Source organism: Blastomonas sp. RAC04 (assembly GCF_001713435.1).
Lineage (GTDB): Bacteria > Pseudomonadota > Alphaproteobacteria > Sphingomonadales > Sphingomonadaceae > Blastomonas > Blastomonas fulva.
Genome location: NZ_CP016460.1, coordinates 2390362 through 2417056 on the forward strand (window position 1 = coordinate 2390362; position 26695 = coordinate 2417056).

21 protein-coding genes and 1 tRNA gene are annotated in these 26695 nt (G+C 66.6%); 6 read left to right on the forward strand and 16 right to left on the reverse strand.

Going from position 1 to position 26695, the window contains the following annotated elements:
* The 3 genes from BSY18_RS12130 to BSY18_RS12140 form a co-directional block, all read right to left on the reverse strand.
* Complete coding sequence (locus BSY18_RS12130; protein ID WP_054133954.1) at positions 1-1386, reverse strand: TIGR03013 family XrtA/PEP-CTERM system glycosyltransferase; 1386 nt, start codon at positions 1384-1386, stop codon at positions 1-3.
* A 179-nt stretch (positions 1387-1565) separates the two neighbouring features.
* Positions 1566-1865, reverse strand: a complete 300-nt coding sequence (locus BSY18_RS12135; RefSeq protein WP_236823357.1) for a hypothetical protein — start codon at positions 1863-1865, stop codon at positions 1566-1568.
* A 78-nt stretch (positions 1866-1943) separates the two neighbouring features.
* Entirely contained in the window at positions 1944-3341 is a 1398-nt protein-coding gene (locus BSY18_RS12140) for a helix-turn-helix domain-containing protein (RefSeq protein WP_069050765.1), read from the reverse strand.
* Between the two features lie 393 nt (positions 3342-3734).
* Between BSY18_RS12140 and BSY18_RS21350 the strand changes: the two genes are divergently transcribed.
* On the forward strand, positions 3735-4082 hold the full coding sequence (locus BSY18_RS21350; RefSeq protein WP_069050766.1) for a hypothetical protein: 348 nt from the start codon (positions 3735-3737) through the stop codon (positions 4080-4082).
* A gap of 24 nt (positions 4083-4106) precedes the next feature.
* Here the strand turns inward: BSY18_RS21350 and BSY18_RS12150 are convergent, their stop codons facing one another.
* From BSY18_RS12150 to BSY18_RS12160, 3 genes are all read right to left on the reverse strand, one after another.
* Positions 4107-4700: a DUF3501 family protein gene (locus BSY18_RS12150; protein ID WP_069051894.1), complete on the reverse strand. Its 594-nt coding sequence runs from the start codon at positions 4698-4700 to the stop codon at positions 4107-4109.
* 17 nt (positions 4701-4717) lie between these two features.
* The gene (locus tag BSY18_RS12155; protein WP_069050767.1) at positions 4718-6061 is read right to left on the reverse strand and encodes a heterodisulfide reductase-related iron-sulfur binding cluster; all 1344 of its coding nucleotides are present in this window, start codon (positions 6059-6061) and stop codon (positions 4718-4720) included.
* A 229-nt stretch (positions 6062-6290) separates the two neighbouring features.
* On the reverse strand, positions 6291-6716 hold the full coding sequence (locus BSY18_RS12160) for a rubrerythrin family protein (protein ID WP_054133949.1): 426 nt from the start codon (positions 6714-6716) through the stop codon (positions 6291-6293).
* A 237-nt stretch (positions 6717-6953) separates the two neighbouring features.
* On the opposite strand from BSY18_RS12160, the gene BSY18_RS12165 reads away from it, so the two are divergent.
* Positions 6954-7229: an HU family DNA-binding protein gene (locus tag BSY18_RS12165; RefSeq protein WP_054133948.1), complete on the forward strand. Its 276-nt coding sequence runs from the start codon at positions 6954-6956 to the stop codon at positions 7227-7229.
* Positions 7230-7387: 158 nt separating this feature from the next.
* Entirely contained in the window at positions 7388-8857 is a 1470-nt protein-coding gene (locus tag BSY18_RS12170) for an ATP-binding protein (protein WP_069050768.1), read from the forward strand.
* Positions 8858-8947: 90 nt separating this feature from the next.
* Here BSY18_RS12170 and BSY18_RS12175 read toward each other — a convergent pair whose 3' ends face one another.
* Entirely contained in the window at positions 8948-10276 is a 1329-nt protein-coding gene (locus BSY18_RS12175) for a dihydroorotase (RefSeq protein WP_069050769.1), read from the reverse strand.
* Positions 10277-10323: 47 nt separating this feature from the next.
* Between BSY18_RS12175 and ygfZ the strand changes: the two genes are divergently transcribed.
* From ygfZ to BSY18_RS12190, 3 genes are all read left to right on the forward strand, one after another.
* Complete coding sequence (gene ygfZ, locus BSY18_RS12180; RefSeq protein ID WP_069050770.1) at positions 10324-11061, forward strand: CAF17-like 4Fe-4S cluster assembly/insertion protein YgfZ; 738 nt, start codon at positions 10324-10326, stop codon at positions 11059-11061.
* 87 nt (positions 11062-11148) lie between these two features.
* Positions 11149-11796, forward strand: a complete 648-nt coding sequence (locus tag BSY18_RS12185; RefSeq protein WP_083231446.1) for a TetR/AcrR family transcriptional regulator — start codon at positions 11149-11151, stop codon at positions 11794-11796.
* An 83-nt stretch (positions 11797-11879) separates the two neighbouring features.
* Positions 11880-11954, forward strand: a tRNA-Val gene (locus tag BSY18_RS12190).
* 76 nt (positions 11955-12030) lie between these two features.
* Here BSY18_RS12190 and BSY18_RS12195 read toward each other — a convergent pair.
* The 9 genes from BSY18_RS12195 to BSY18_RS12235 all read right to left on the reverse strand — a co-directional run bounded on the left by BSY18_RS12195 (position 12031) and on the right by BSY18_RS12235 (position 26688).
* Entirely contained in the window at positions 12031-12321 is a 291-nt protein-coding gene (locus BSY18_RS12195; RefSeq protein ID WP_211337868.1) for a TFIIB-type zinc ribbon-containing protein, read from the reverse strand.
* A 152-nt stretch (positions 12322-12473) separates the two neighbouring features.
* A complete protein-coding gene (locus BSY18_RS12200) occupies positions 12474-13430 on the reverse strand; it encodes a DMT family transporter (protein WP_082382151.1) in 957 nt (318 codons plus the stop codon).
* Positions 13430-14446: a threonine aldolase family protein gene (locus tag BSY18_RS12205; RefSeq protein WP_069050772.1), complete on the reverse strand. Its 1017-nt coding sequence runs from the start codon at positions 14444-14446 to the stop codon at positions 13430-13432. The genes BSY18_RS12200 and BSY18_RS12205 overlap by 1 nt, the downstream gene beginning before the upstream one ends.
* 47 nt (positions 14447-14493) lie before the next feature.
* On the reverse strand, positions 14494-16242 hold the full coding sequence (locus tag BSY18_RS12210) for a ShlB/FhaC/HecB family hemolysin secretion/activation protein (RefSeq protein ID WP_150126271.1): 1749 nt from the start codon (positions 16240-16242) through the stop codon (positions 14494-14496).
* Positions 16239-18992, reverse strand: coding sequence for a two-partner secretion domain-containing protein (locus BSY18_RS12215; protein ID WP_069050774.1), 2754 nt, complete (start codon positions 18990-18992; stop codon positions 16239-16241). The genes BSY18_RS12210 and BSY18_RS12215 overlap by 4 nt, the downstream gene beginning before the upstream one ends.
* The gene (locus BSY18_RS12220) at positions 18989-21286 is read right to left on the reverse strand and encodes a CHAT domain-containing protein (protein ID WP_069050775.1); all 2298 of its coding nucleotides are present in this window, start codon (positions 21284-21286) and stop codon (positions 18989-18991) included. The genes BSY18_RS12215 and BSY18_RS12220 overlap by 4 nt, the downstream gene beginning before the upstream one ends.
* An 84-nt stretch (positions 21287-21370) precedes the next feature.
* On the reverse strand, positions 21371-23983 hold the full coding sequence (mutS, locus tag BSY18_RS12225) for a DNA mismatch repair protein MutS (RefSeq protein WP_054133938.1): 2613 nt from the start codon (positions 23981-23983) through the stop codon (positions 21371-21373).
* A gap of 91 nt (positions 23984-24074) precedes the next feature.
* Positions 24075-25697, reverse strand: a complete 1623-nt coding sequence (locus tag BSY18_RS12230) for a GMC family oxidoreductase (RefSeq protein WP_069050776.1) — start codon at positions 25695-25697, stop codon at positions 24075-24077.
* A 49-nt stretch (positions 25698-25746) separates the two neighbouring features.
* Complete coding sequence (locus BSY18_RS12235; RefSeq protein ID WP_069050777.1) at positions 25747-26688, reverse strand: sterol desaturase family protein; 942 nt, start codon at positions 26686-26688, stop codon at positions 25747-25749.
* Between the last annotated feature and the right edge of the window lie 7 nt (positions 26689-26695).

Here is a 26695-nt window from a genome sequence, read left to right on the forward strand (position 1 = left end):
TCAACGCGCGCCGTCCGGCCACAGCACCACCCGCAGCGTCTGCAGGATGATCAGCAGATCGAGAAACGGGGTATAGTTCTTGGCATAATACAGGTCGTATTCGAGCTTGTGCCGCGAATCCTCGACCGAGGCGCCATAGGGATAATTGATCTGCGCCCAGCCGGTGATGCCCGGCTTCACCATGTGCCGCTCGTTGTAATAGCGCATCTGGGTTTCCAGACTGGCGACGAATTCGGGGCGCTCGGGGCGCGGGCCGACAAAGCTCATGTCGCCCTTGAGAACGCTCCACGCCTGGGGCAGCTCATCGATCCGCACCTTGCGGATGAAACGCCCCAATCGCGTGACGCGCGGATCGTTCTTCTGCGCCCATTGCGCGCCATCGACCTCGGCATCGATCCGCATAGAGCGCAGCTTGATGATTTCGAATGGCTGGCCATAGAGCCCGACGCGTTCCTGCTTGAAGAACGCAGGCCCCTTGCTGTCGAGCTTCACCAGCAGCGCGAAGAGCAGGATGATCGGCGCGGTCAGCGCGAGCAGGATGGAGCTGACGACCAGATCGAACAGCCGCTTGGCGATCGTCGAAATGCGCCGTCCTGCGGAAAATCCGTCGGAAAAGATCAGCCAGCTGGGATTGACGGTGTCGAGATCGACCCGGCCCGTCTCGCGCTCCAGAAACGTCGACAGATCGTTGACATGCACGCCTGTGGTCTTGATCCTGAGCAGGTCGTTGACCGGGAGCGCGTTGCGCCGCTCCTCGAGCGCCAGCACCACCTCGGTGACGTTGAGATTCTCGACATGCTTGGCGAGGTTCTTGATCGCATCGCGGTTGATCGCTTCCTCGACCACCAGCGCGCCATCGTTCATCGCGACGAAGCCGACCAGCACGAAACCGGCGTCGGGTCGGTCGGCCAGATCCTGCACCCGCTGCGCACGCTTTCCTGCGCCCAGCACCATCAACCGGCGCTTGAACGCGGTGGTGCCCAGCAACCCGCCCAGCAGGATGCGAATGCCGATCAGGAACAGGATCGACAGACCCATCGCGTACAGGCTGTTCGATCGCCACAGGGTGGCTCCGGGCAGGATGAAATAGGTGACCGAGAGGAAGATCACGCCCAGCGAGACCGCCACCAGCAGCCGCGCCGCGGCAAAGCGGATCGATTGCAGCGCATCGGGTCCATAGACCCCGACCGCGATCATCGCCATGTGGACGAGCAGCGCGAAGGTGATGATCGGCATCGGCCGCTGCGAGAGCGGCTCGATGTCCATCCCGATCTCGTGCGCGCGCCAAACCCAGCCGATTTCGGCCGCGAGACCCAGCAGCGCGAGGTCGAAAAAGCCGAGCAACAGCACCGCATGCGGCACATAATGTTTGAAGAGCCTGAACATGGCCGCGGCTATAGCCGGTCAGTCGTGAAGTGTCGGTTAATTTTACAGCCGCAACTGGGCCATCGCCGCTGGTTTTCGGTCAATGTGTCAAAGGTCTTTACGCCTTTTGCGCCGGACCTGTTGCCTGGCGTGCAGGAGAACGGGCCTGCGCCCGTGCCCCCGCAACGGCTGAATTCGGCTTATTCCCCGATCTTCTGCGCGGCTTCCTGCGCGGCATCGCCGACCTTCTGCGCGGCGTTGCCGACCTCTCCGGCGGCGCCAGCCACCGCATCGGTGCGAACTTCCCCCTGCTTCATGAACTGGAACGCGAAGAACCCGCCTACCACCAGCACCAGCAGCACAAGCGCCATCATGATGCCCGATCCGCCACCCGAGCGGCGTTCGATGACGGTGGTGTGGGTCTGTGCCGGCGCGGGGGCCGCTGCGCCCAGTGCGGGCTGTTCGGTCACGATGGTTTCGGTGCGATCGGTCGGTGTCATAGCATATCCCCAAACACGTGATGTGTGGGGCGCTTACGTGCCGGACAGCAGTAGGTTCCGTCCGCCGGAGCCTGACGGTCAGTCGGTGACGAAGTCGAAGGGCGTGACCCCGCGTTCGCGATCGTCGAATTTGAGCCGGATCCCGAGCGGCGGCTTGGAGCGCTGCGGGCAATCGCCGCGTTTGCACATCGCGCAGCCCGGTCCGATCCGCGTCGCGCCGGCCGCGCTCAGGTCCAGCCCGCGCGCGTAGCACAACGTCGCTGCCTGATCGATCGCGACGCCCAGCCCGATCGCGAATTCCGCCGTGGTGCCGCCCGCGCCATAGCCCGCGCCCTGCACGCTGCGCGCCAGCGTCAGCCAGCGGCTGGCATCTTCCAGCTCGACCAGTTGCACCTGCACCTGGCTGGGGCGCGAAAAGGCCTGGTGCAGGTGCCACAGGGGGCAGGTCACCTCCGTATCGGCGAGCGGGGCGCGGTTGGCGCCGCCAAAGCGCTTCGAGACCTGGCCGGCGCGATCGACCCGGACCATGAAGAAGCCGAGGCCCCGCTGGCCGACGCGCTGCAGCGTGGTCAGCCGGTGCGCGACATGCTCGAACCCCGCGCCGAAGCGCCGCTGAAGCAGCAGCATGTCATAGCCCGATTGCTCGCACGCGCGCAGGAACCGGCCATAGGGCATCATCAGCGCTGCGGCAAAATAGCTGAAGATATGCCGCTGGTAGAGGCGCTCGGCGGTGCGATCGCCGAACTGCGCGCCTGCGACCAGCGCATTGACATCGGCGCGGTATTCGAGCTGACCGAGCAGATAGGCCGCCTGGAAAGTGCGCGAGGCCATGTCGAGCATTTCGGACAACTGCAGCTGCCGGGCATGCAGGTCGAGCCGCCGCAGCCGCCCGGGCATCACGTTTTCGGGCAGGATGCGGATCGCCAGCTGGTGCTTGGTGCGCAGCCGCTCGGCGATCGCGGAATACAGATCGCCGCTCTGCAGCCGCAGGGCATCGGCCAGTTCCTCGGCGGCGTGATCGAGATCGGCGAAATGGTTGCGCCAGCGTTCGATTTCGCTTCGCACCCGCGCCACCGGATCATCGACCGCGCCCGCTACGGGACCGGCGCCAGCCCCGCCCTGCACCCGGTCGAACAACCGCGCGAACGCGGCTGCGGTGCCCGGCGAGGACACCAGCCAGTCCTCGATCTCGCCAGGCTCTATCCCCAGATCGGCAAAGGCAGGGTCGGCGAGCCGCCGCCGCATCGGCCCCAGACCGCCGCCCGGCTCGTCGCCGGTGAGATCGCGCGGATCGACATCGAACCGCTCGGCCAGCGCCAGCATCAGCCGCGCGCTGACTGGGCGCAGGTTGCGTTCGAGCAGGTTGAGGTAGCTGGGCGAGATGTCCAGCCGTTCGGCCATCGCGGCCTGGGTGAGACCGGCATTGCGGCGCAGACGGCGGAGCGCGGGGCCCGCGTGAAGGGAGGCATCGACCATCCGCAAAGCGTGTAATAATCGTGACAAAATGACAAGCTGAAACCCGGATATGGTCGCAATATTCGCGATTTTTCTGTCAATTTGTAGTGTCACCTTGCGCGGGCACGGCTAGGCGTTTGGGCGAGACACGCGGTGGCCAAGACATAGCAGGAGAGGATGGGGGTGAGCGGGGCAACCCCGCCACCCTTGCTTGCCCAGACCGGCCCCGCGATGCCCGCCCCTTTGCCCGCCCTTGCCCGGGCCCGAGCTTTCCTGGGGAGGAAAGACATGCCGCCGGTGGCCCTGCCTCCGGCGGCATTTTCATGAAGTCTCGCCGCCAATCGCTACGGACTGTTAACCGGACCCTGCTATGCCGAGGTCCGTTTGCGACATCATCGGGATTTGGTCAGGTTTATGCTCAAAGAGGTCATGCTGGGATCGGGCGGCATCATGCTGGCTGCCGCGATATTTGCCTCATCGGTGACGACCGGCACCGGCCCTGTGCCCGCCGCACCTGCACAACCCGCACCCGTGGCCGCACCGCCGCCCCCGGCAGCGGTGGCCTCTGCCCCGCGTCCTGCGGCGGTCTTCCCGGAAGATACCGGCGATGTCGACTTCGGCGCGCCGATGATCGAGGCCGTGCCGGTCGAAACCGGCCTTGCCGACCCCGCCGTCAACACCGCCGTTCCCGACAGCGCGGAGGCCGGAGGTGGGCGCCAATTCAACGCAAAGCCTGGCCGCGCCTATCCCATCCCTCGCTGAACGCCGTCGCCGCCGCCGCTTATTCTAGAGGCAGGCGCGGGTGAGGTAATTGCGGGTTTCAGGTCCGATCAGCGCCGCATGGCCGTAGGCGGGATGGGTGATCTGCACCATCGCGACATTGCCTGCATCGTGCCATGCGGCAAGCGCAGCGTCGTCCATCGCGAAGTGCAGGAAGTGCACCGCGCTCGCCTTCCCCGACGCGCTGGTCCGCTCGACATCCTGTTCGGGGCGCGCGGCGATCCGCACGTTGCCGATGGTCAGGAAGATGTGGCTCTCCACCCCGCCGATCGTCCGCAGGAACGCATCGCGCCGCTCGGGATTCTCGATCTCGAACATCAAGGTCGCGGTCAGCTCGCTGCCATTGGGGACCATCGGGTTGTACGCAGCCAGTTCGTCGGCGAGCTGCTCATCGCCGCCCTTTTCAATCCGCAGCATTTCCTGGATCTGCAGCCACATGCTGTCCCAGCTTTCGAAGGTAATCATCGCGTGCGGGCCGATGGCCAGCCGCGAGTACTTCTTGGCAAGGATGCTCTCCTGGCGCTTGTCCTTGCGGATCAGCTCATAGTCGGCAAGATCCATGATGTCGTCACGGGTGATGGAACGGCGATCCTTGGGCATGATTGTTTCCATGTGGTTTAAAGTCCGTAGGCCTTGGCCATCAGCTCGACGGGATGGCCGATCCGTTCTGGCACCTTCTTGGAGCCGCCCATCTCCATCGTCTGCTTGAGATGCTCCCCGGCGAGCGGGCATTCGCTGACCATATAGTCGGGCGAGGTCTTTTCGAGCGCGCGCACCGTGGGCCGCGCCAGCTTCACCGCGGTGTCGAAATTCTGGGAATAGATGCCCCATTTGCCGCCATGGCCCGAGCAGCGTTCGGTCATCACGGGCCTGGCTTCAGGGATGAGCTTGAGCATCTCCATCGCCTTGGGGCCCATGTTCTGCGCGCGCGAATGGCAGGCGAAGTGCACGCCGATGCTGGCGTCCATCGCCTCGACCGGGGTCAGCCCCGCGGTCTTGGAGAGCTTGACGATATATTCGCTGATGTCGTGGGTGGCCGCCGACAGCTTGGCGATGTCGGCATTGTCCGGCTCGATCAGCGGCCATTCGAACTTCATCATCAGCGCGCAGCTCGCGGTGATCGCGACGACGTCATAGCCCTGGTCGATCAGCGGCGCGAAATGCGCGGCGACGCGTGCGGCGGCGCTGGCGACAGCGGGGATATCGCCGTTCTCGAGCTTGGGCATGCCACAGCATTCGGGATGCTCGATACGCACCTCCACCCCATTATGCGCCAGCACCTTGACCGCGGCCTCACCCGGGGTCTGGTCGTTGAACTGGTCGTAGCAGCTGGCATACAGCGCGACGCGGCGGCCGAAGCCGGGGGCATCGGGATTGGGCGCGCGCACCAAAGCAGGTGCGCGGTTGGTGAACGGAATGTCGGCAAATGCGGGCAGATGCGCGCGAGCATCGATCCCCAGCATCGATTGCATGATGCCGCGTGTCGTGGTGTTGCCGCCATCGGCCGCCCAGTTGGCGACATCGGAAAAGACGCTGCCCAGTTTGCCGTTGCGGTCGGTCTCGGCGAGCAGGCTGTCGGCTTTCGAGGTCAGCCCCTTGCGATGCTCGACCGCGCGATAGCGCAGCATCAGGTGCGGGAAATCAAGGTCGAACTCGTGCGGCGGCACATAGGGGCATTTGACCATGAAGCACATGTCGCACAACGTGCAGGCATCGACGACCTGGCCGATCTGCCCCGCGTCGAGATCCTCGACCTCTTCATTGGGGCTCTCGTCGATCATGTCGAACAATTTGGGGAAGCTGTCGCACAGGTTGAAGCACCGGCGGCAGCCATGGCAGATGTCGAACACCCGGCGCATCTCGGCATCAAGCGCGGCCTCGTCGTACCAGCTCTCCTCGCGCCACGGCAAAGCATGCCGCGTCGGCGCGTCCAGACTGCCTTCCTTGTACCCGGTTGCCATATGCTATCACCCACAAAATCCTCCCCGATACGGGGAGGGGGACCGCGAAGCGGTGGAGGGGCAGCGGGATCGCACGAACGAACGATCGCCGCGGGAAAATCGCATCCCCCTCCGTCAGCGCTGCGCGCTGCCACCTCCCCGGTGCGGGGAGGATGTACGAAGTCAGAAAAATGGCCTGCCCACCGCGCCGGAACGCAGCGGACAGGCCGAGTTGTCGTTCAACTGAAACTCAGGCTTCGGCCAGCAGCGCGTCGAGCGTCTTCTGGAACTTGCCGGCGTGGCTCTTTTCCGCCTTGGCGAGCGTTTCGAACCAGTCTGCGATCTCGTCGAAACCTTCGTCGCGGGCGGTCTTGGCCATGCCCGGATACATATCGGTATATTCGTGGGTCTCACCCGCGATCGCCGACTTCAGATTGTCGACGGTGCTGCCGATCGGCTCGCCCGTGGCGGGATCGCCGCACTCTTCGAGAAATTCGAGATGGCCATGCGCATGGCCGGTTTCGCCTTCAGCGGTCGAGCGGAACACCGCTGCGACGTCGTTATGGCCTTCGATATCGGCCTTCTGGGCGAAATACAGGTAACGGCGGTTGGCCTGGCTTTCACCGGCGAACGCATCCTTGAGGCTCTGTTCGGTCTTCGATCCCTTGAGTTCCATGGTTCATCCTCAGCTTGGTTTTTGGCCTGAAGCCCAAGGATTACGGGCAGGTTTGGCATTATTCCATGTGATTTTATCGCACAGCTTGATCGAGAAAATCGATCACTGTAATTGATATTAGTTCTCAGTTACGACCAATCGTCGTCATTTTGGAGGAAATTGCCCGCAATACCCGTGACGAGCCGCAAATCTGTCGCTAAACCCCCGCCACCGAATCCAATCAGAAGGACGTTACCCATGAATAATGCTGACCTTGCAGAGAAGATTGCCACCGACCACAACGTCACCAAGGCTGACGCGCGCAAGCTGGTTGACGGCGTGTTCGCCGCCATCGCCGATGCAGCTGCTGCCGGCGAAGAAATCTCGATCAACGGCTTTGGCAAGTTCAAGGTGAAGTCGACCCCGGAACGTGAAGGCCGCAACCCCGGCACCGGCGCGACCATCACCATCAAGGCATCCAAGAAGCTCGGCTTCACCCCCGCAAAGGCGGTGAAGGACAAGCTGAACGGCTAATCTGCCCGTTCCCTTGGGATTTCACGCAAAGCCCCGCCCTCACCGGCGGGGCTTTGTCGTTCCGGGCAGCGCGCCAAAGCCGCAAGGCGGCCCGGCTATCCCCAGCCAGCTTGCCGGTGCAGTTGCAACTCGCCGGGCATGGCGATAGGGCCGCAGGCGTGGGCGCATCGATCGACATTGGCCGGGATGAGACAGGACAGCCTGTCTGCATCGACATGGAAGAGCTGCTGGCGACACGGCTGCTGGTGCAGGGCAATTCGGGCTCGGGCAAATCGCATCTGCTGCGCCGGCTGCTCGAGGAAAGCGCAGGGCTGGTCCAGCAGGTGATCATCGATCCCGAGGGCGATTTCGTCACCCTGGCCGACGCCTACAGCCATGTCGTGATCGATGCGGGCGACTATAACGAGCGCGAGATTGCGCGGATCGGCGCGCGAATCCGCGAACACCGCGCCTCGGTGATCCTCAACCTCGAACAGCTCGAGCTCGAAGCGCAAATGACCTGCGCCGCCGCGTTCCTGAACGCATTGTTCGATGCCCCCCGCGAGCACTGGTACCCGGCGCTGGTGGTGGTCGACGAAGCGCAGATGTTCGCGCCTTCGGTCGCGGGCGATGTCCCCGATCCGGTCCGCCGCGCCAGCCTCAGCGCGATGACCAACCTCATGTGCCGCGGCCGCAAGCGCGGCCTCGCCGGCGCCATCGCCACCCAGCGTCTCGCCAAGCTCGCCAAGAACGTCGCCGCCGAGGCCAGCAACTTCCTGATGGGGCGCACCTTTCTCGACATCGACATGGCGCGCGCCGCCGATCTGCTTGGCATGGAGCGCCGCCAGGCCGAGCGCATCCGCGACCTGCAGCGCGGCTGCTTCCTGGGGCTGGGTCCTGCGATCTCGCGCCGTCCGGTGGCGATCCGCATCGGTGCGACTCAGACCGTGTCGCGCACCGGCACCCACACGCTGCTGCCGATGCCCGAGGCCGAGCCGCAGGATATGCGCACGATGCTGTTCGCCGAGATGGAGGCCGACGCCCTGCCCCCCGCCCGCCCGGCCCGCCCGCGGCCGATCGCGGCCGACGAGCTGATCCGCGCGATCGCCGAACCCGAGCCGACCACCCAGCCTGCGATCTTCACCGCGCGCCAGGAGGCCGAGGACGCCGCCGACGCGATCGACAGCGAGGCGGTGATCGTGGCGGTCCTGCGCGATATGCTCGCCGAGGCCAGCGCCTCCACCCAGCCCGATGCGCTGCTCTATCAGGATTTCTCGGTCCGCTGCCGGATGCAGCGGCTGATGCGCGCGCCGCTCGATCTGGAAGGCTTCCGCCATCGGCTGGCGCTGGCACGTGGCGGCGTATTCGATCCTGCCGACCCCGCCTGGGCACCCGCGATCGATGCCGCCGCGCGGCTTCCGCAGGACATGTACGCCCCCTTCCTGCTGATCGCCCGCGCCGCGATGGAAGGCCACCCCTGCCCCGACGATGCCGCCCTGGGCCGCGCCTATGGCACCAGCTCGCCGGGGCGCATCCGGCGGCTGATCGATTACATGGAAAAGCAGGGCGTCATCGTCGTGCGCGCCGATTTCGGCGGGCGGCGATCGGTGGGGATTCCAGAGCTCGGGCTGAGCACCGGGGTGGAGTAGGCCTGCTGGTCACCCTCACCCTTCCCTCTCCCGGTGGGAGAGGGAGGGAGGCGCGAAGCGCCGGAAGGGTGAGGGTGACCGGCGGCGATATCAGAACTCGGTCGCCTCGAACCGCACCGGCTCGCCGATTGCGCTGTCGGCCAGCGTGTCTTCCCACATCACCCGGTTGCCACGGATGACCGTTCCGATCGGCTTGCCGGTGAGCTCCATGCCGGTGAACGGGCTCCAGCCGCAGCGCGATTGCAGCCAGTCCTCGGTCACCGTCCACTTTTTCTTGAGATCGACGATGGTGAAATCGGCATCATAACCCGCCGCGATCCGTCCCTTGCCGACCAGCCCGAAGATCCGCTGCGCGCCCGCAGACGTCAGATCGATCAGCCGCTGCATCGACAGCCGCCCATGGTGCATGTGATCGAGCAGCAGCGGCAGCAGCGTCTGCACCCCGGGCATGCCGCTGGGTGTGTCGGGATAGGTCTTGGCCTTTTCCTCGATGGTGTGCGGAGCGTGGTCCGATCCGATGACATCGGGAACGCCCTGCGCCAGCCAGTTCCACAGCCCGTCGCGGTGCGCGCCGCTGCGGATCGGCGGGTTCATCTGCGCATAGGTGCCAAGCCGGGGATAGGCCTCTTCCCCCGCAAGCGTCAGATGCTGCGGGGTCAGCTCGCAGGTGGCGATGTCCTTGTGCTGCGCGATCAGTTCGAGCTCCGCCGGGGTGGTGATGTGCAGGATATGGATCCGCCGCTTCGCCGCGCGCGCCAGCTTCAGGATGCGCTTTGTCGCCAGCATCGCGCTTTCGTCGTCGCGCCAAACCGGGTGCGACGAAGGGTCGCCGGTGACGCGGTAACCGGCGCGCTCGTTCATCCGGAACTCGTCTTCGGCATGGATCGCGACGCGGCGCTTGCCGCTCGCGAGCACGCGCGCAAGCGCGCCATCGTCCGCCACCAGCAGATCGCCGGTCGAGGCACCCATGAAAATCTTGACCCCCGCCGTGCCGGGGATCCGCTCCAGCTCGGCGAGCATCGGTGCGTTGGCGCTGGTTGCACCGACATAGAACGCATGGTCGCACCACATCCGGTGGTGCGCGCGCGCCAGCTTGTCGGCAACCCGTTCGGCGGTATCGGTGTTGGGCTTGGTATTGGGCATCTCGAACACCGCCGTGACCCCGCCCATGACGGCGGCGCGGCTGCCCGATTCGAGGTCTTCCTTGTGCTCCAGCCCCGGCTCGCGGAAATGGACCTGGCTGTCGATCACCCCGGGCAGAACGTGCAGGCCGGTGCAGTCGATGACCTCGCCGGCATCGGCAGCGAACGCCCCGATCGCGGCGATCTTGCCACCGATGACGCCGATATCCGCCGCCACCGGGCCACCCGGCAGGTACACCGTGCCGTTCTTGATGATAAGGTCGAAGCTTCCCGTCATGTCCGTCTCCGCTTGATTAGTTGCGGTTGATACGCATGTAGTTGTCTATGTCCAGCCATAGCACATTGACCCAGCGCGCGCTCGTCCGCCTCTCCCCCACCGACCCGGCCGAAGACGTGCGCGGCTTTCTGCAGGGGCTGGTGACGCAGGACATGCGGCGGGTGTTGCCCGGAAACCCGCAATATGGCGCGCTTTTGAGCGCCCAGGGCAAGACTCTGTTCGACTTTCTGCTGTGGGATGACGGGGCAGATGTGCTGATCGATTGTGCGCGCGATGCGGCAGGTGACCTTGCAAAACGGCTCACTCTCTATCGCCTGCGTCGCAGGATTTCTATCGCCCGGGAAGAAACCTTGTGCGTCCACTGGTCGCCCGAGCCGGTCGAGGGCGCCAGCCCCGACCCCAGGCTTGCCGCGCTGGGCTGGCGCTGGCTCGCCCCGGAGTCGGGTGACACAGGCGCGGACGAACGCTGGCGCGCGCACCGGCTGGCGCTCGGCGTTGCCGAAGGCGCAGGCGAGCTGGGCGATATCCTGTGGCTGGAGACCAATGCGGTGGAACTCAACGGGGTGAGCTTCGACAAGGGTTGCTATGTCGGACAGGAAAACACCGCGCGGATGAACTGGCGTCAGAAGGTCAACCGCCGGATCGTCGTGCTGCCGATCGCAGCGGCCGACCCCAAGCGCCAGAAGATCGCGCACGAGGACCTGGGACTGTCGGTCGAGCACCGCCGGACCGAGGATCTTGCCGCGCTCGACCTGCCGCAATGGCAACGCGCGGCGCTTGCCTGACCCTTTCGCGGCATAAAGCAACATTTGATAATCTTGGAATTTTATCGTATAACCGCCTTATCCCCATAAGTCAGTCAGGCTGATTCCATGTCTCGCCCCCTCAATGACCATGATGCCATCCGCGCCCAGCTCATGGATGCGGCCGAGGAAATGGTTCGCGCGCGCGGCGCGATCAACCTGTCGCTGAGCGAGGTCGCCGCGGCCTGCGGGATGTCGCAATCCAGCTTCTATCGCTATTTCCTCTCGAAGGAGGCGTTCTTCGAAGCGATCGCCGGGCGCTGGTTCGAGGAGCTCAACCAGATCATGGAAGAGGTCGTGGCATCGGACCTGCCGCCGCGCGAAAAGCTGTTCCAGTTCTTTGCCCGCCGCGTCGCGGTCAAGCGCGCGCGGTTTGAAGCAGACCCGGCGCTGTTCAAGGCGAACATGGATCTGGGCGAAGAGCACTGGGAGGTCATCCGCGGCTATGTCGACCTGGCCGACCATTATATGGCAATGATCCTGGGCGAAGCGATGGCCGAAGGCTATTTCCCGGGCTACGATCTCGACCATGTCGTGTCGCTGACCAACCTGATGGTCCAGCCGTTCTGCAACCCGACGGTGATGATGGACATGATCCGCATCGCAACCCCGGACAATTTGCGGATTGTCATCGACACATTGTTCGAGGGGCTTGCCGTCCATCAGGCAGCGTCATCCGATGCTACCAATGTGACCGCACTGCGCGCGATTTCGTGATCTCTTCGCCCCCTTGCCAATCGACATCGCTTCTGGCAATGGGGCGCTCCGCACTGGCCGCCGCAACCGGCAGAGCCGCAGGCGGGCGCGTAGCTCAGTGGTAGAGCACACCCTTCACACGGGTGGGGTCGCAGGTTCAATCCCTGCCGCGCCCACCATCTTTCCGATCCTCTGGAACAGATGGTCACGTCGATCGGGATAACCGCGCGACGGGCAACTTTACGTCTGTTCGCCTCAGTCGAACAATTCCTCGAAGAACGATTTCTTGCGCTTACGATCAGGATAAGGCGAGCTGCCGTGGTGGCTGCCGGGATGCTGGCGTTGGGCATAAGGGTCGGCGCGGGCTGGTTGCGGGGCAACAGGGGCAATCTGAGCACTGCGTTCGATGATCTTGTCGAGCTCGCCACGATCAAGCCATACACCGCGGCAGGTCGGGCAATAGTCGATCTCGATACCCGAACGTTCGCTCATGACCAGCGTGGTGCCGTCGAGCGGGCAGGCCATGGCAGTCTGGTGGTCTTTCATCGTCGGGTTCTCCTGTAAGGCAGTCCATCAAGAAGATAGGCCGGGCGATCGATCTGACAACCAAGGATCCGCCGAAACAGCTGCGGGCCGACGGGTGGGCCCGCCCATCCGCGCCGCTGGTCTTTTCGGCAACGGCAATGTCGCGCGCGGATCTACCCGGTCAGCCGTGGCGTCCTGGGGCTGCGCGCGCGCATAGCAATGACCAGGCCGATCATGCCCAGCACCGCACCGCCAGCGGCCAGCGCGCTCCAGACATAGCCTTCGAACAGGGTGGAGAGGATCATCGCCACCACCGGGACGAGCACGCTGCTATACGCGGCGCGGGCCGGGCCGATGTCGCGGATCAACGCGAAATACATCGGGAAGGTCACCACCGAGCCCAGCAGCCCCAGATAGACGATCCCGCCCAGATACGCGGTGCGGGTCTCGATCACAGGCGGGCCGTACAGCGCCCAGCCCAGCACCGCATTGCCCAGCGCGCCCCAGAGCATCGCCCAGGCGAGCAGCGAGAGGATCGGCATGCGCCGCACCCGCTCGGCCGATTGCATGACATTGGCGATCGAGGCCGACAGGATCGCGCACAGCGCCAGGCCCAGCCCCTTCATGACATCGCCAAGGTCCGCGGGCATCGCGCGATATTCCTGCACGAACAGCAGCGCGATCCCCGCCAGCGCCACCGCGGTGCCGAGCACGAATCCGCCCGCGATCCGCTGCCCCAGGAACACCCGCGACAAAATCGCGTTGGGCACCATCAGCATCGCAAACAGCACCGCGAGCAGCCCTGAGGTGATATACATCTCGGATCGGTAGACGAAGTTGAAATTGGCCGAGAACTGGAACAGCCCCAGCGCCAGCGCGATCAGCTGCCCCTGCCGGTCGAGCTTGAGCGGCGCGCCGCGCCACCAGGCGAGCGCGAACATGCCGATCGCAGCTACCCCGAAGCGGTAGCTGACCGACCAGGTCGGCGGAACGCTGGAAATCTGGTCCTTGATCACCAGCCAGGTCGATCCCCAGATCAGCGACACCAGCAGGAACGGCACCAGCACCCTCGCCGACAGCATCGAGGGTTCTTCGCGTATCTCGGGCGCGGCGGCGGCAGGGCTCGCCATTACAGGGCAGCGATGGCGGCGGCGAGCGGCGCGACGGTAGCGGCGTCCTGATCCCAGGCGGTGACGAAGCGGGCCTCGCCGCCCTCCTCGGTCATCTCGCCCCAATCGTAGAATTCAAACCCCTGCGTGCGCAGCGACGCGGCCTCGCCAGCGGTGAGCCGGACGAACACCTCGTTGGCCTCGACCGGATAGAGCAGCCGGTCGCCGGCGGCCTGCGCGATCGCCTGCGCGCCGGCATTGGCGGCAGCCGCGTTTGCGAGCCACAGATCGTCCTCGAGCATCGCCAGCAGCTGCGCGGCGAGGAACCGCCCCTTGGACTGCAACTGCCCTGCGCGCTTGCGCAAATAAGGCAGCTCGCGCGCCAGTGTCGGCTCGAACACGATGATCGCTTCGGCGTTCATGCCGCCGTTCTTGACGCAGCCGAAGCTCAGCATGTCGACGCCTGCGCGCCAGGTGATGTCCGCAGGGTGCGCGCCGGTGCTGGCCACCGCATTGGCAAAACGCGCGCCGTCCATGTGCAGCTTGAGGCCCTTGGCCTTGCAAAGATCGCCGATCGCGGAGACCTGCTTGGGCGTGTAGACGAGGCCATATTCGCTGGCGTTGGTGATCGAGACGCAGGCGGGCTGGACCTGATGGACGTCGTCGCGGATGTTGCCCAGCACCCGCGCAATGTCTTCGGACGCGAGCTTCGCTCCCTCGCCATCGGCCAGGATCAGCTTGGCACCGTGCATGAAGAAGCCGGGCGCGCCGCATTCGTCCTGCTCGATATGCGCCATCTTGTGGCAGATCACGCCCTTGTGCGGCGGGCAGAGCGCCGACAGCGCGAGCGCGTTGGCCGCGGTGCCGGTGGCAACCCAGAGCGCGCGCACGCGGGTGCCGAAGACCTGGCTGAACCGGTCGTCGAGCGCCTGGCTGAGCGCGTCGCCATCATAAGGCGAATCGAGCTGGTTGGCAGCGATGATCGCGTCCATCACCTGCGGGTGGACCGCAGCGGCATTGTCGGAAAAGAATTTCATGGCTCGCTCTGGTAATGGTCCGCAGGCCAAGGTCAAGCCGCCGGTCCCTAAAACTCAAGGTTCCAGGCGAGCGCAAAGGACAGGCCATCGTCCTGGATGTCGCGGCTGCCAGTGACCGGCGCATCGATCAGCGCATGGCCATAGATTACGCGCGCGGTCAGCGAGGGCGCCGGGGTCCAGGCGAGCGCGGCGCCGATGCTGGCGAGCTCGCGCGGAACCGGCTGGAATGCGGCATCGGAATTGCGCGCCAGCGCGCCATCGGCAAAGATCGAGGGCGTGAAGCTGCCCCAGCGCAGCCCCAGCGGACCCCTCGCGCCCGAGCCCAGCATCAGTGGCCTCGCCAGCTCCACCGATCCGGTTAACCCCCGGTCGGCGAGCAGCAGGCTCTCGCGATAACCGCGCACGCTCTGGCTGCCGCCAGCGACGAAGCGCTCGCCGGCATAGAGCGCACCTTCGCCATATTGCCCGGCGAGCCGCGCGCGCAGCTCGAACCCGCTGCGGCCCAGACGGCGGGCGTGGCTGATCTGGCCCGACCAGCTGCGAAACCTTGGCGATGGAGCAACGATGCCGACGACGTCCGATCGGCTGCCCTCGATCCCCCGGGTGAAGCGGGCCTGCGCGATCCACACGGTGCCCGAGCTGCGCCGGGTCCATTCCGCGCCCAGCCGCAGCGCGGTGTATTCCGCAAGACCGCGCACCGATCCGGGGCTGAACGAAAAGGGCTGGCCGAGCAGGAAGGTGCGGGTCTCGCGGTGGATCAGCCCTGCGCGCAGCACCAGCGACTGCGCGCTGGTTTCCGCGCCGCCATCGATCGAGGCGGGCGACAGCGGACGCTGCCACACGGTGAGCCCGAAGCCGCCTTCGACGAACCAGTCGCGCGCGCGGATGTTGAGGTTGCGAAGCGGCGCATCGACCACCGCGGCGCGGTTGTACCCGCCGCGCACGTCGAGCGTGAGCGCAGGGTGGACGAACGGTGCGGAATAGTCCGCCAGCACATCGGGGCGTCCGGCGGTGAGCCCGGCATCGAACGCGATCCGGTCGCCGGGCATCAGCGCGTTGCGTACCGCCAGCCCGGTGCCGAAGCGCAGACCCCCCACCGCGGGCGAGCGGCTGTTGGCGATGCTCGCCTGCACCGCAAAGCGCGGGGCGGGATCGACCAGCAGCGCCAATCGAGCCTCGCCGGGCCGGGTGCCGGGCTGCAGATCGGCCTTCACCGTGGCGATCGCATCATCGGCGGCAAGCGTGCGGAAATCGCGCTCGATGGCGAGGCCATTGAGCGGCCAGGCGCGCGCCGAGGGCATACGCGCCAGCACATAGCGCGCGCTCAGTCCGCGCCGGCGTCCGTCCTGCCACTCCACGGCCACGCCCGCCTCACCCAACCGCCCCGCCACCAGCCGCAGCACCAGCGGCGATGCACCGGTCGGATCGGTCGCAGGGTCGATCAGCACGCCCGAATTGACAAAACCGTTGCGGACATAGGCCAGGCTGATCTGCTGGACGGCGGCGGCGATTCGGTCAAGCGGCGCCGGGGTTTGGATCAGCCCGTTGGCGATCACCTGCTCGCGCACCCATTGCCCGTCAAGCCGATCGCCCTTGCGATAGCGGACCTGAAAGCCGCCAAAGTCGAGCCCATCGCTGTCGGTGGTCGCAATGGCGATGGCGCCGGGCTCGGCATGCACCTCGACCGCGCAGAAGGTGACGATCCCTGCATCGGCGGCCGATGCTGCCGCTGCGGGATCGCAAGGCGGTGCGACAGGCTGCGCGGCCTGCAGCGCGAGCGCCAGCGCGAGGGTCAACGGCATCCTCCGTCGGCGGAAGGCTCGGCACCCTCCAGCGCCAGCGGGCCGACGGCATCGATCGCAAGGCGGCTGACCGATCCGCTGCTGCGCGCCGCGCGACACTGGCCCGCAAGCACGCCTGCCGCATCGCCGAAGCTGATGTCCGGCGTGTCGATACCGCTGCTGACATTGCCGACCTGGCTGTCGACCACCAGATCGCCATCGACCAGCAACAGGTTGCTGTTGTCGGCCGAGCGGATGAAGAAATCGGTTGCGAGCTGGACGTTCGCGCCGCGCTGCTGCCCCAAAGCCTCGATCCGCCCGCCATCCGCGATCAGCGCATAGGGGCGGCTGATCGTGATCTGCCCGCCGGTGCCGGGGCCCGACGACGTCGCGATTCCCGCCGGGGTCGCCCCACCCGCGAGCCGCAGGATGCCGGTGTCGGGAAGCTGCAGGTCGATCCGCCCCGCCGCGCCAGCCAGCGAGCTGGTGGTGATCAGCCCGCCCGGCCCCAGAGTGATACGCGGCGCGGAAACCATGATGTTGCCCGCTGCGCCGCCGCCGGCTGCGCTGTTGGTGCTCGCCACCCGGCTGCCCATACCTGTGATGGTGATGCTGTCTTCCGCCACCAGCGCGACGCCGCCGGCGGTGGTGCCATTGGCCGAACCGGTGGTGACCTCCGCCCCGTTCGCCAGCGCGATCTGCCTCGCGATGAGCACCACGGTGCCCGCCTGGCCGGGCGCAAGGCCGCCCGCATCCGAGCTGATCCGGCTCCCGGCGCCGAGCAGGATGCGATCGGCGGCAACGGTGACGGCTCCCGCGTCGCCAAAGCCCTCGGTGGCGGTGGAGATGGTGCCGCCCGCCATGGTCAGCGTGTCGGCGACGGCGAGCGTGATGGTCCCCGCCCTGCCCGGACCCGGCACGATCCTCAGCACCGGATCGAGGTCGGGATCGGCCTCGAATTCCTCGCGCGATGGCGGAACCTGCAGCACCTGGGCCGAAGAGGTGATCTCCGCCTCGCCCGACATCGATATCCTGCCGGCCGTGATGGCGATGTCTCCGGCATTGCCCAGGCTCGCGCTGGAGGTCGTGATTATGCTGCGACCCATCATCTCGAGGGAGTCCGTCTTGATCGATATGCGGCCCGCAGAGCCGGTATAGTCGTTCAGCCGGGTGAATTCCTGCGCGCGCGGCAACTCGGTCTGTGAGGAGATCGATGGCCCACCCATCTCGTCGATCATCCGGATCGCCCCGGCCCGGATGGTGATCGCTCCTGCATCCCCCAGCCCCTGGCTGACCGATTGGATGCCGCCGAAACCGGTTAACTCGAGCAGGCCGCGTACCGTGATGTCGATCGATCCGGCGGCGGTGGAGCTGGCGGTGCCGGTGGAAACCAGCCCCAGACCGATCGCCATGCTGTCGGCGCGGATGGTGATGCTGCCCGGCCCCGATGCGGTGCTCGACTGGCTCTGCGCGAGGATCAACCCTGTGCTGTCGATCTCGATCCGGCCGGCGTCTATCACGATGTTCCCCGTCGTGCCGGTGGGCATGGTGTCGCCGGTCGCCTGGAACAGCGTGGTCGACAGCAGGCCGATTTCGGTGATCTTCAGCAGCCGCGACCGGACCACGATATCCCCCACCGACTGGCCGGGTGCGGACAGGCCGGTCGCGGTGACGCTGCCGCCATCGATATGCACCACATCGCCGTCGAGCAGGATTGTGCCCCCGCCGCCTGCCAACATCGATTCGGTTCGGATCGCGCCTTGGCGGCGCACGATCAGATCGCTGGCGCGAACCCGGATGTCGCCGGCGCGTTCGGCCAGCCCCGCCACGCCGCTGGCGCGAAGTTCACCGCTGACAAGATCAACCAGGTCGGCGCGCACGTCGATCGCGGGCCGTCCGCTGGCGCTGGTGATCACGCCGATCTCGCTGAACGTGTCGAGCCGCAGGCTGCCCGCGGCCAGCGCGACATGGCCGCCGGTGTCGATGAAGATGCTGCTGTCGTCGAGATCGATGCGTCCGCCGCGCAGGCCCTGGTCGGGCGCTACGGATATCCCGACATTGCCCCGCCCCTGCCCCACCGCGCGCAGCGCCAGCGTGCTAGCGGCAAGGCTTGCGCTGGCAAATGTGATGTCGCTGGCGCTCAGCGTCAGGCGGCTTGCCGCCACCCCCCGCGCCAGCCCGTCGCCCAGTTCGCCGGTGGCGAGGAAAGCGATCGGCTGGTTGTTTCCGCCCAGAAAACCGAAGCGCGCAGGGTCTGCCATGCTGAAGGTCGAGCCCGATGCGGTGCCTGATACCAGCACGGTACCGTCTGCAAAACCGAGCTGGTGCGCGGTCGAAAAATGCGCAGTGCCGCCGACATCGACGAACGCGCCATCGCCGAAGACGATGCCCGCCGGGTTGATGAAGTAAAAGTCCGCCCCCGCAAACGCGCTCGCGTCGATAGTCCCCGCGATGAAGGAGCGCTCGCCGCCGGTGACGCGGTTGATGACATTGCGGATGGTAGCTGAATCGCTCGCGGTCCAGCGCGCGATGTCGCCCGGGCCAAGGCTGAAGCGCGCAAAGCTGTGGAACAGGTTGTCGCCCGCCCGCACCCCGCCGCCGATGGTCGTGGTCGCCCCGTCGGTGGTGGCGGTCGTGCCGGTGCTGAGCGAGGGCAGCGTATCGGGGGCGATCGCGGTCTGCGTGGTCAACGCGTCCTGCGCCGCCACGGGCATCGCGCCCGCCGCGAGCGCCAGCGCCGTACTAGTGATCAGCCAGCGTCTCATCGCCAGCTCCCCACCAAAGTGAACGCGCTCCAGATGCCGGGATCGGCCCATTGCCCGTCCAGCCCCCGCGCCAGATCGACCTGCGCCATCTGCAGCGCACGGGCGCGGCCGACGCCCGCGCGATAATGCGTGTAGAACGCCTCCATCAGCGCCGCAGTCCCCGCATCATCGACCTCCCACAGCGATGCCAGCGCGCTCGACGCGCCCGCCTCGACCGCTGCGCCTGCCAGCCCCATCGCCTGGTCGTCATCTCCCACAGCGGTCTCGCATGCGCTGAGCACCAGCAGCTGCAGCGCTTCGCCGCGCAGCTGGTTGGCGCTCAGCATTGCGCGCAGATCCGGCAGCGTGATCGCCTCGCCATTGGCGACGATGAACGAGCGTTCGGTGCGGCCGTTGAACGCGGCATGCGTGGCCAGATGCAGCACGCTCGCTGGACGCCGCGCCAGCGCGCCTGCGAGCGATGCGCGGTTGAAATCGGTGAGCAGCACGCCGTCGCTGCCCGCCGCCATCGCCGCCTCCGCCGCGGTGCCCTCCAGCCTGCTGAACCGCCCGACGGCAAGCTCCATCTCCTTTTCCAGCGAGGCTGCGATGATCGACGGGCCGACATCGCGCCTGCCGGGCGCGGCAAAGCTGAGCGCGGGAACCACGGCAAGCTGCACCCGCTCCATCAGGAAGGTGCCGTTCGCATCCATCAGCGCGGCAAAGCTGATCTGGCGCAGCGCCCCATCGGGAACGATCACCAGCGTGCCGCCAGGCTGCAACTGGTCTGCGATCGGAGCGATCAGCGCCGCATAAAGCGCGCGCGATGCCGCCTCCCAGTCGCTGCTCTCGCCGCTCAGCGATGCCGTCATCCGCTGCGCGAGCGCGGTGATCTGGGCGCGGTTGATGCTGCGATCGGGCGGCATCCGGCGATAGCCGCGCTCGCCCGCCCCCGTGCTCTGACCGCCGGTGGCGTAGATAAGCTCGACCCGGTCTTCGAGCAGCAGCGGATAGAGCAATATCTCGCCCGGCAGCAGATCGGCGGGTGTCACCGGATTGCGCAGCGGCACGCATTCGGCACCCAGGCTGTTCTGCAGTTCGGCCGAGCGATAGGCCTCTGCGATCCGCTGCGCCTGCCCCAGCGTGTTTGCGTCATCCCCCGCGAATGCGAGCGTGGTGGCGATCGCGCGCTCGAACACCGGGCGCACCACCAGGTCGAACCGGCTTTCCTCGCTCAGCGGATCGACCGGTATCAGCACCGTGCGCACTCGCTCTAGGGCCCGATACGCGGCGAGCACATGCTCGCCTGCGCGTTCGGGCTCGGCATCGGCGAGGGTGAGCGTGTATTGCGGCAGATGCTGGGGCAGCGGCTGCTGGCTTTCGATAAACACCGCCTTGCGTAGCGCCGCACGGGCTGCCGCACCCTCGCCGTGCGCTAGCGCGATCCGCCCCTGCAGCGCGGCAAGCGTGGCTGCATCACCCGATCCTGTCTGTACCAGATAGGCGTATGATTGTACGCCATCACGAACCATATCGGTGTTGCACAGCCCCGCATCGCACGCCAGCATCAGCAGAGAGCGGAGCAGCGCAGCGCGTTCGGATGTGTCCGCGATACCGGCGGCCGAGCCGAGGCCCGTCGCCAGATGCGCGGCAACATCGGCCTTGCGCGCCTTTTCCAGCCGCGCCAGCCGCAGCGCGGAGAGCGCCGTCAGCCGCGCATCGCCTGCCAGCACGGCGCGGTTGAGCGCACAGGCAAACGCGGCCTCCAGCCTGCGGCCGCCTGCCTCGCCAATTGCTGCAGGATCACCGCATCCAGCCACGGCCCGTGTCTCGCCCGCGCGCCGGATTGCGCCGCCGCGCTTGCGCACGCCCGGCTGGCTGGGCGGCGCGCCACCGGCCTGGGCCAGCGCTGCCTCCCACGCGGCGCGCGCGGCGAGCGGAGCGTCGCCGGCCCGGTCCGCCAGCATCATCGCGGTGCGCAGAAAATCCTGCGCGCGCGACTGGCTGCCCGAGCGCGCGCGGCGCATCGCCTCGCCCGCGACGAGGCAGTATTCCGCGATCTGCCGGGTGTCGGGGGCGGTCTGCGCTGAAGGATCCGCCGCAACGCCGAGCAGCAGCGCGAGCGCCGCATCCGCGCCATCCGCGCCGCCGCGCATCAGCGTTCGGGCCCGGTCGGTCTGCTCTGGCAACGCAAGGGCAGCACCGGCGGCAGGCGCTGCGGCCTCGCACAGCGCGATCACCTGCGGGACGGAGGGCGCAACCTCTCCCGCACCGCCCAGCGCAGCCACCATCATCCATGTCTGCAAGATCGCCATCGCGCGTGTGCCCTCAACCCGTTGCAGAATAACCGGTTTTACAAATGGTGAGAACGGCCAATTTCGCGGCGGCTGCGCCAGCCTTTATGACCCAAGCAATCCCTTGAGCCGGTACAGCGCCTCCAGCGCATCGCGCGGGCTGAGATTGTCGACATCGATCCCCGCCAGCGCCTCGCGCAGCGCATCGACCGGTTCGGGCTCCTTGGCGAGAGCAGCGGCAAACAGCGGCAGATCGTCGAGCCCCGCGGCCAGCCCCCCGGTCGCCTGACGCCCGGCCTCAAGCTTGGCCAGCACCGATTTTGCGCGCGCGACTACCACCGGTGGCACGCCTGCCAGCTTGGCGACGGCGAGGCCATAGCTGCGATCGGCAGGGCCATCGGCCAGCTCGTGCAGCAGCACCAGATCGCCCTTCCACTCGCGTGCGCGGACATGGTGCAGCGACAGCGCGTCGAGCCGGTCGGTCAGCCGGGTGAGCTCGTGATAGTGCGTCGCGAACAGGCAGCGGCAGCGGTTGGTGTCATGCACCGCTTCGGCAATCGCCCAGGCGAGCGCGAGGCCATCGTAAGTCGAGGTGCCGCGCCCGACCTCGTCGAGGATGACGAACGAGCGTTCGGTCGCCTGGGAGAGGATGGCGGCGGTCTCGACCATCTCGACCATGAAGGTGGAGCGCCCCCGCGCCAGATTGTCCGATGCGCCCACCCGGCTGAACAGTCGGTCGACGATACCGACCCGCGCCGAGCGCGCAGGAACGAACGCGCCTGCCTGCGCGAGCAGCACGATCAGCGCGGTTTGGCGCAGGAAGGTCGACTTGCCGCCCATGTTCGGTCCCGAGACCAGCCACAGCCGGTCGCGCTCGGACAGCGCGCAATCATTGGCGACGAACGCCTGGCCCTGCTTGCGCAACGCCGCCTCGACCACAGGATGGCGTCCGGCTTGGATCGCGATGCACGGTTCCTGCGTCAGTTCAGGGCAGGCATAATCGCCTTCTGCGGCCATCGCGGCGTGGCCGGCTGCGACATCGATCCGCGCAAGCGCGGCTGCGGTGCGGGCAATCGCGTCGCGGGATGTGACCACCTCCTCGCACAGCGCTTCGAAATGCGCTTCCTCTGCCGCCAGCGCATGACCGCCCGCCTGCGCGATGCGCATCGCCTCGTCGTGCAGCGCGGGGGAATTGAACCGCACCGCGCCCGCCATCGTCTGGCGGTGGGCAAAGCCGCTGTCGGGCTTCATCAGCGCATCCGCGCGCGCGGCGGGAACCTCGATGAAATAGCCGAGCACCGCGTTGTGGCGGATCTTGAGCGCCTGCACGCCGGTCGCCGCCTTGTAGTCCGCCTCGAGCGCGGCAATCGCGCGGCGAGCGTTGCCCGAGGTGTCGCGCAGCGCATCGAGCGCCGCGTCATAGCCGCGTGCGACATAGCCGCCCTGGCCGCGCTCGGTCGGCGGGCTCTCGACCAAAGCGCGCTGCAGATGCTCGACCAGCGCGCCATGGCCCTGCATGTCGGGTAGCAGTGCCTTGAGCAACGGCGGCAGGTCATCGCCGCGCGCCAGCCGTTCGCGCAGCGTCCGCGCGGCGCTCAGGCCATCGCGCAATTGGCCCAGATCGCGGGGGGAGCCGCGTCCCGCCACCACCCGGCCCAGCGCGCGCGCCAGATCGGGAATCGCCTTCAACGCATCGCGCACGCCGTCGCGGCGCAGCGAATCCTCGTGAAACCATTGCACCAGCGCCAGCCGGTCGCGGATCGCGGCGATATCGGTGAGCGGCGCGCCCAGATCGCTGGCGAGCAGCCGTGCGCCTGCGCCGGTAACGGTGCGGTCGATCGCATGCACCAGCGACCCTGCGCGCCCGCCCTGCTGGCTGGTGAGAATCTCGAGGCTTTCGCGCGTTGCCGCGTCAACCGCCATATGCTGCGCAACCTCGTGCCGCCGCGGCGGAGCAAGGAACGGCATGTTTCCGCGAGAGACATGCTCGAGATAGGCCATCAGACCGCCCGCTGCTGCGAGCTCCGCGCGGCTGAAGCTGCCGAAGCCATCGAGCGTTGCGACGCCGAAATGTGCCTTGAGCCGCCGTTCGCCTTCGATGCTGCTGAATGCGCCCGAGGGCCGCAGGATGGCATCATCGGTGAACGGGTCGGTGCGGTCGGACTGGATGAGTTCGCTTGCGGAAAGCCGCGCGATCTCCGCGGACAGATCGTCGGCGCTCGCCTGCATCAGCTCGAACCTGCCGGTCGAGATATCGCACATCGCCAGGCCATAGCCGCCCTCGGCGCTGGCCAATGCGACCAGCCGGTTTTCGCTGCGCGAATCGAGCAAGGATTCCTCGGTCAGCGTGCCAGCGGTGACGAAGCGGACGATCGCGCGCGCGACCAAAGCCTTCGATCCGGCACGTGCCTTGGCCTCGGCGGGCGTTTCGGTCTGTTCGGCAATCGCGACGCGGTGGCCAGCCTTGATCAGCCGTGCGAGGTATCCCTCGGCGCTGTGCACGGGCACACCGCACATCGGCACCGGATCCCCGCCGTGCGCCCCGCGCGAAGTCAGCGCGATATCGAGCGTTGCCGCCGCCGCCTTGGCATCATCGAAGAAAAGCTCGAAGAAATCGCCCATCCGATAGAACAACAGGCAATCGGGCGCCTCGGCCTTGAGCGCATGATATTGCGCCATCATCGGCGTGGGGGCGCTGTCGGAGGGAGGTTGGCTCATCCCGGTTCAACTAGCCGAGAGGGTGTTCAGGTGGAAGGGCGAAGTCTTCTTTAAATCCTCCCCCAGCGAGCTGGGGGAGGATCTGATCGCCTTACGCAGCCACCATTGCCCCCACCTTCAGATCCTCCGCGACAAACGCAGCGCAGCGTTCGCCGATCATGATGCTGGGCGCGTTGGTGTTGCCGCTGACGATCTTGGGCATGATGCTGGCATCGGCGACATACAACCCCTCGACCCCGCGCAGCTTGAGCCTGGGATCGACCACGCTGGCCTCGTCCGAACCCATGCGGCAAGTGCCGACCGGGTGATAGACGGTGTCGGCGCGGTTGCGGATCAGGGTGTCGAGCGCCGCGTCGTTATACAGATCCACCGGATGGCGATCGACCGGGTTGTAATCCGACATCGGCGGGGTTTCGAAGATGCGGTGCATGAAGCGAACGCCTGCGCGCAGTACCGCCATGTCGCGGTCGTCGGCGAGGAAATTGGGATCGATCCGCGGCGGGGCTGCGGGGTCGGCGCTGTTCAGCGTCACCGTGCCCTTGCTCTCGGGGCGCAGCACGCAGGCGTGGCACGAAAAGCCGTGGCCCTTCACATTCTCGCGGCCATGGTCCTCGAGCACTGCGGGGACGAAGTGGAACTGCACATCGGGCGCTGGCGCATCGGGCATCACCTTCCAGAAGCCACCGGCTTCGGCCCAGCAGGTGGTGAGGATGCCGGTGCGCTTGCGGCGATGTTCCACCACCGCGCGTGCCATGCGCATCGTCCCGGCGAGCGAGCTGCCAAAGCTGTCGTTCGACTTGGTGGCAAAGCCCGAGACATAGTCGATATGGTCCTGCAGGTTCGCGCCCACCTCGGCGCGGTCGGCGAGCACCGGGATACCGTGCTGCCTGAGCATGGCCGCAGGGCCTATCCCCGACAATTGCAGGATCTGCGGCGACCCGAAAGCGCCGGCCGACAGCACGACTGCGCCGCGCGCGAACACCTGCACCACCTTGCCGGCGCGCTCATATTCCACTCCGCGTGCGCGGCCATCCTGGATGATGATCCGGCGAACCAGCGCGTGGGTTCGCACGTCCAGATTGGCGCGATCCCGGGCGGGCTCGACATAAGCGCGCGAGGCGCTCCAGCGTTCGCCATCCTTCTGCGTGGTCTGGTAGATGCCGAAGCCTTCCTGCCTGGCCCCGTTGAAATCGGAGTTGAGCGGAAGCTGCAGCCGACGCGCCGCCTCGACAAAGGCGTGGCTGCCGGGGTTGGCCCATTTCTGGTCGACCACCGACAGCGGGCCATCCCCGCCATGATGCGCGTCGAACTCCTTGGACGACCCGGCGCGGGAATTGCCTTCGGACTTGCGGAACCAGGGCAGCACATCCTTGTGGCTCCAGCCGGTTGCACCCAGCGTTTCCCAATTGTCGTAATCCCAGGCGTTGCCGCGGATATAGACCATCGCGTTGATCGCCGACGATCCGCCCAGCCCGCGCCCGCGCGGCTGATAGCCGGTGCGCCCGTTGAGGCCCGGCTGGGGGACGGTATCGAACTTCCAGTTGGTGTTGGCAGGGAGGAAAGGCATGAACCCGGGGGTCTTGACCCGCACCCCATTGTTGCGACCGCCAGCCTCGATCAGGCAGACCGACAGCGAAGCGTCCTCGCTCAGCCGTCCGGCAACCGCGCACCCGGCGGACCCGCCACCGATGACGATGATGTCAAATTCGTTCATGCTCTCTCCTTTGGGGCTCTTTTTTGTCGGCCCTCTCGATTCAGGTCATTCACTCGGCAGGGGTCAGGCTCCCACCGGGATAGGGTTCGCCCGGATCGCTGCGCCGCTGCTGGCGCGCGGCCCAGGCCGATTTGATCGTATCGCTGGTCTCGCGGCTGCCATCATGACTCCAGCCCGGCGGGCGCAGCAGATAATTGAGCTTGTTGCCAATCCCCGGCGCGCTCCACATGTCGCGGGCGATGGCGATCCATTCATGGAACGCCGCCCACAGCACGTTGAAGCTGCCCAGTTGCTTGACGATGCCATAATGGATCGGCTCATCGTCGCGCTCGGGCACGAAGGTGCCGAACATCCTGTCCCAGATGATGAAGACCCCGGCGTAGTTCGAATCAAGATAGCGCGGGTTGATCGCGTGGTGGACGCGGTGGTGCGAGGGCGTGTTCATCACCGCCTCGAACCAGCCCGGCATCCGCTTGACCGCCTCGGTGTGGATCCAGAACTGATAGATGAGGTTCAATCCGCCGCAGAACGCCACCATCAGAGGATGGAAACCCAGCCAGAACAAAGGCAGTCCGATCAGCAATCCGGGGGTGAAGAATCCGGTCCAGGTCTGCCGAAGCGCGGTCGAAAGGTTATAATGCTGGCTCGAATGGTGGATGACATGCGCCGCCCACATCCAGCGGACGCGGTGAGCCAGCCGGTGCGACCAGTAATAGGCGAAATCGTCGAGCACGAACGCGACCGGCCACGCCCACCACACCCAGCCGATGTCGAAAATGCGGTGTTCGTAAACCTGAAACGCGATCAGCAGCGCAAGCCCGCCGGTCAGAGCACCGGCGACCGTGCTGCCCAGCCCCAGCGCCAGCGATGTCAGCGTGTCGCGCGGCTCATAGGCTCTGCGGTCGCGCCGCCGCACCCACCATATCTCGATCAGGATCAGCAGCACGAATGCCGGGATCGCGAGCTCGGTCGGGTTGGGCAGATCGGCCATGGACGCC

What these genes read in the sequence shown, in the direction of transcription:
- mutS (WP_054133938.1), bottom strand. Translation starts at nt 23,983, where the DNA reads ATGAGCCAACCTCCCTCCGACAGCGCCCCCACGCCGATGATGGCGCAA.
- BSY18_RS12185 (WP_083231446.1), top strand. Translation starts at nt 11,149, where the DNA reads ATGTCTCGCCCCCTCAATGACCATGATGCCATCCGCGCCCAGCTCATG.
- BSY18_RS12235 (WP_069050777.1), bottom strand. Translation starts at nt 26,688, where the DNA reads ATGGCCGATCTGCCCAACCCGACCGAGCTCGCGATCCCGGCATTCGTG.
- BSY18_RS12135 (WP_236823357.1), bottom strand. Translation starts at nt 1,865, where the DNA reads ATGACACCGACCGATCGCACCGAAACCATCGTGACCGAACAGCCCGCA.
- BSY18_RS12155 (WP_069050767.1), bottom strand. Translation starts at nt 6,061, where the DNA reads ATGGCAACCGGGTACAAGGAAGGCAGTCTGGACGCGCCGACGCGGCAT.
- BSY18_RS12150 (WP_069051894.1), bottom strand. Translation starts at nt 4,700, where the DNA reads ATGCCCAAGGATCGCCGTTCCATCACCCGTGACGACATCATGGATCTT.
- BSY18_RS12195 (WP_211337868.1), bottom strand. Translation starts at nt 12,321, where the DNA reads ATGAAAGACCACCAGACTGCCATGGCCTGCCCGCTCGACGGCACCACG.
- BSY18_RS12160 (WP_054133949.1), bottom strand. Translation starts at nt 6,716, where the DNA reads ATGGAACTCAAGGGATCGAAGACCGAACAGAGCCTCAAGGATGCGTTC.
- BSY18_RS12205 (WP_069050772.1), bottom strand. Translation starts at nt 14,446, where the DNA reads ATGAAATTCTTTTCCGACAATGCCGCTGCGGTCCACCCGCAGGTGATG.
- BSY18_RS12200 (WP_082382151.1), bottom strand. Translation starts at nt 13,430, where the DNA reads ATGGCGAGCCCTGCCGCCGCCGCGCCCGAGATACGCGAAGAACCCTCG.
- BSY18_RS12165 (WP_054133948.1), top strand. Translation starts at nt 6,954, where the DNA reads ATGAATAATGCTGACCTTGCAGAGAAGATTGCCACCGACCACAACGTC.
- BSY18_RS12130 (WP_054133954.1), bottom strand. Translation starts at nt 1,386, where the DNA reads ATGTTCAGGCTCTTCAAACATTATGTGCCGCATGCGGTGCTGTTGCTC.
- BSY18_RS12230 (WP_069050776.1), bottom strand. Translation starts at nt 25,697, where the DNA reads ATGAACGAATTTGACATCATCGTCATCGGTGGCGGGTCCGCCGGGTGC.
- BSY18_RS12140 (WP_069050765.1), bottom strand. Translation starts at nt 3,341, where the DNA reads ATGGTCGATGCCTCCCTTCACGCGGGCCCCGCGCTCCGCCGTCTGCGC.
- BSY18_RS12215 (WP_069050774.1), bottom strand. Translation starts at nt 18,992, where the DNA reads ATGAGACGCTGGCTGATCACTAGTACGGCGCTGGCGCTCGCGGCGGGC.
- BSY18_RS12175 (WP_069050769.1), bottom strand. Translation starts at nt 10,276, where the DNA reads ATGACGGGAAGCTTCGACCTTATCATCAAGAACGGCACGGTGTACCTG.
- BSY18_RS21350 (WP_069050766.1), top strand. Translation starts at nt 3,735, where the DNA reads ATGCTCAAAGAGGTCATGCTGGGATCGGGCGGCATCATGCTGGCTGCC.
- BSY18_RS12220 (WP_069050775.1), bottom strand. Translation starts at nt 21,286, where the DNA reads ATGGCGATCTTGCAGACATGGATGATGGTGGCTGCGCTGGGCGGTGCG.
- ygfZ (WP_069050770.1), top strand. Translation starts at nt 10,324, where the DNA reads ATGTCCAGCCATAGCACATTGACCCAGCGCGCGCTCGTCCGCCTCTCC.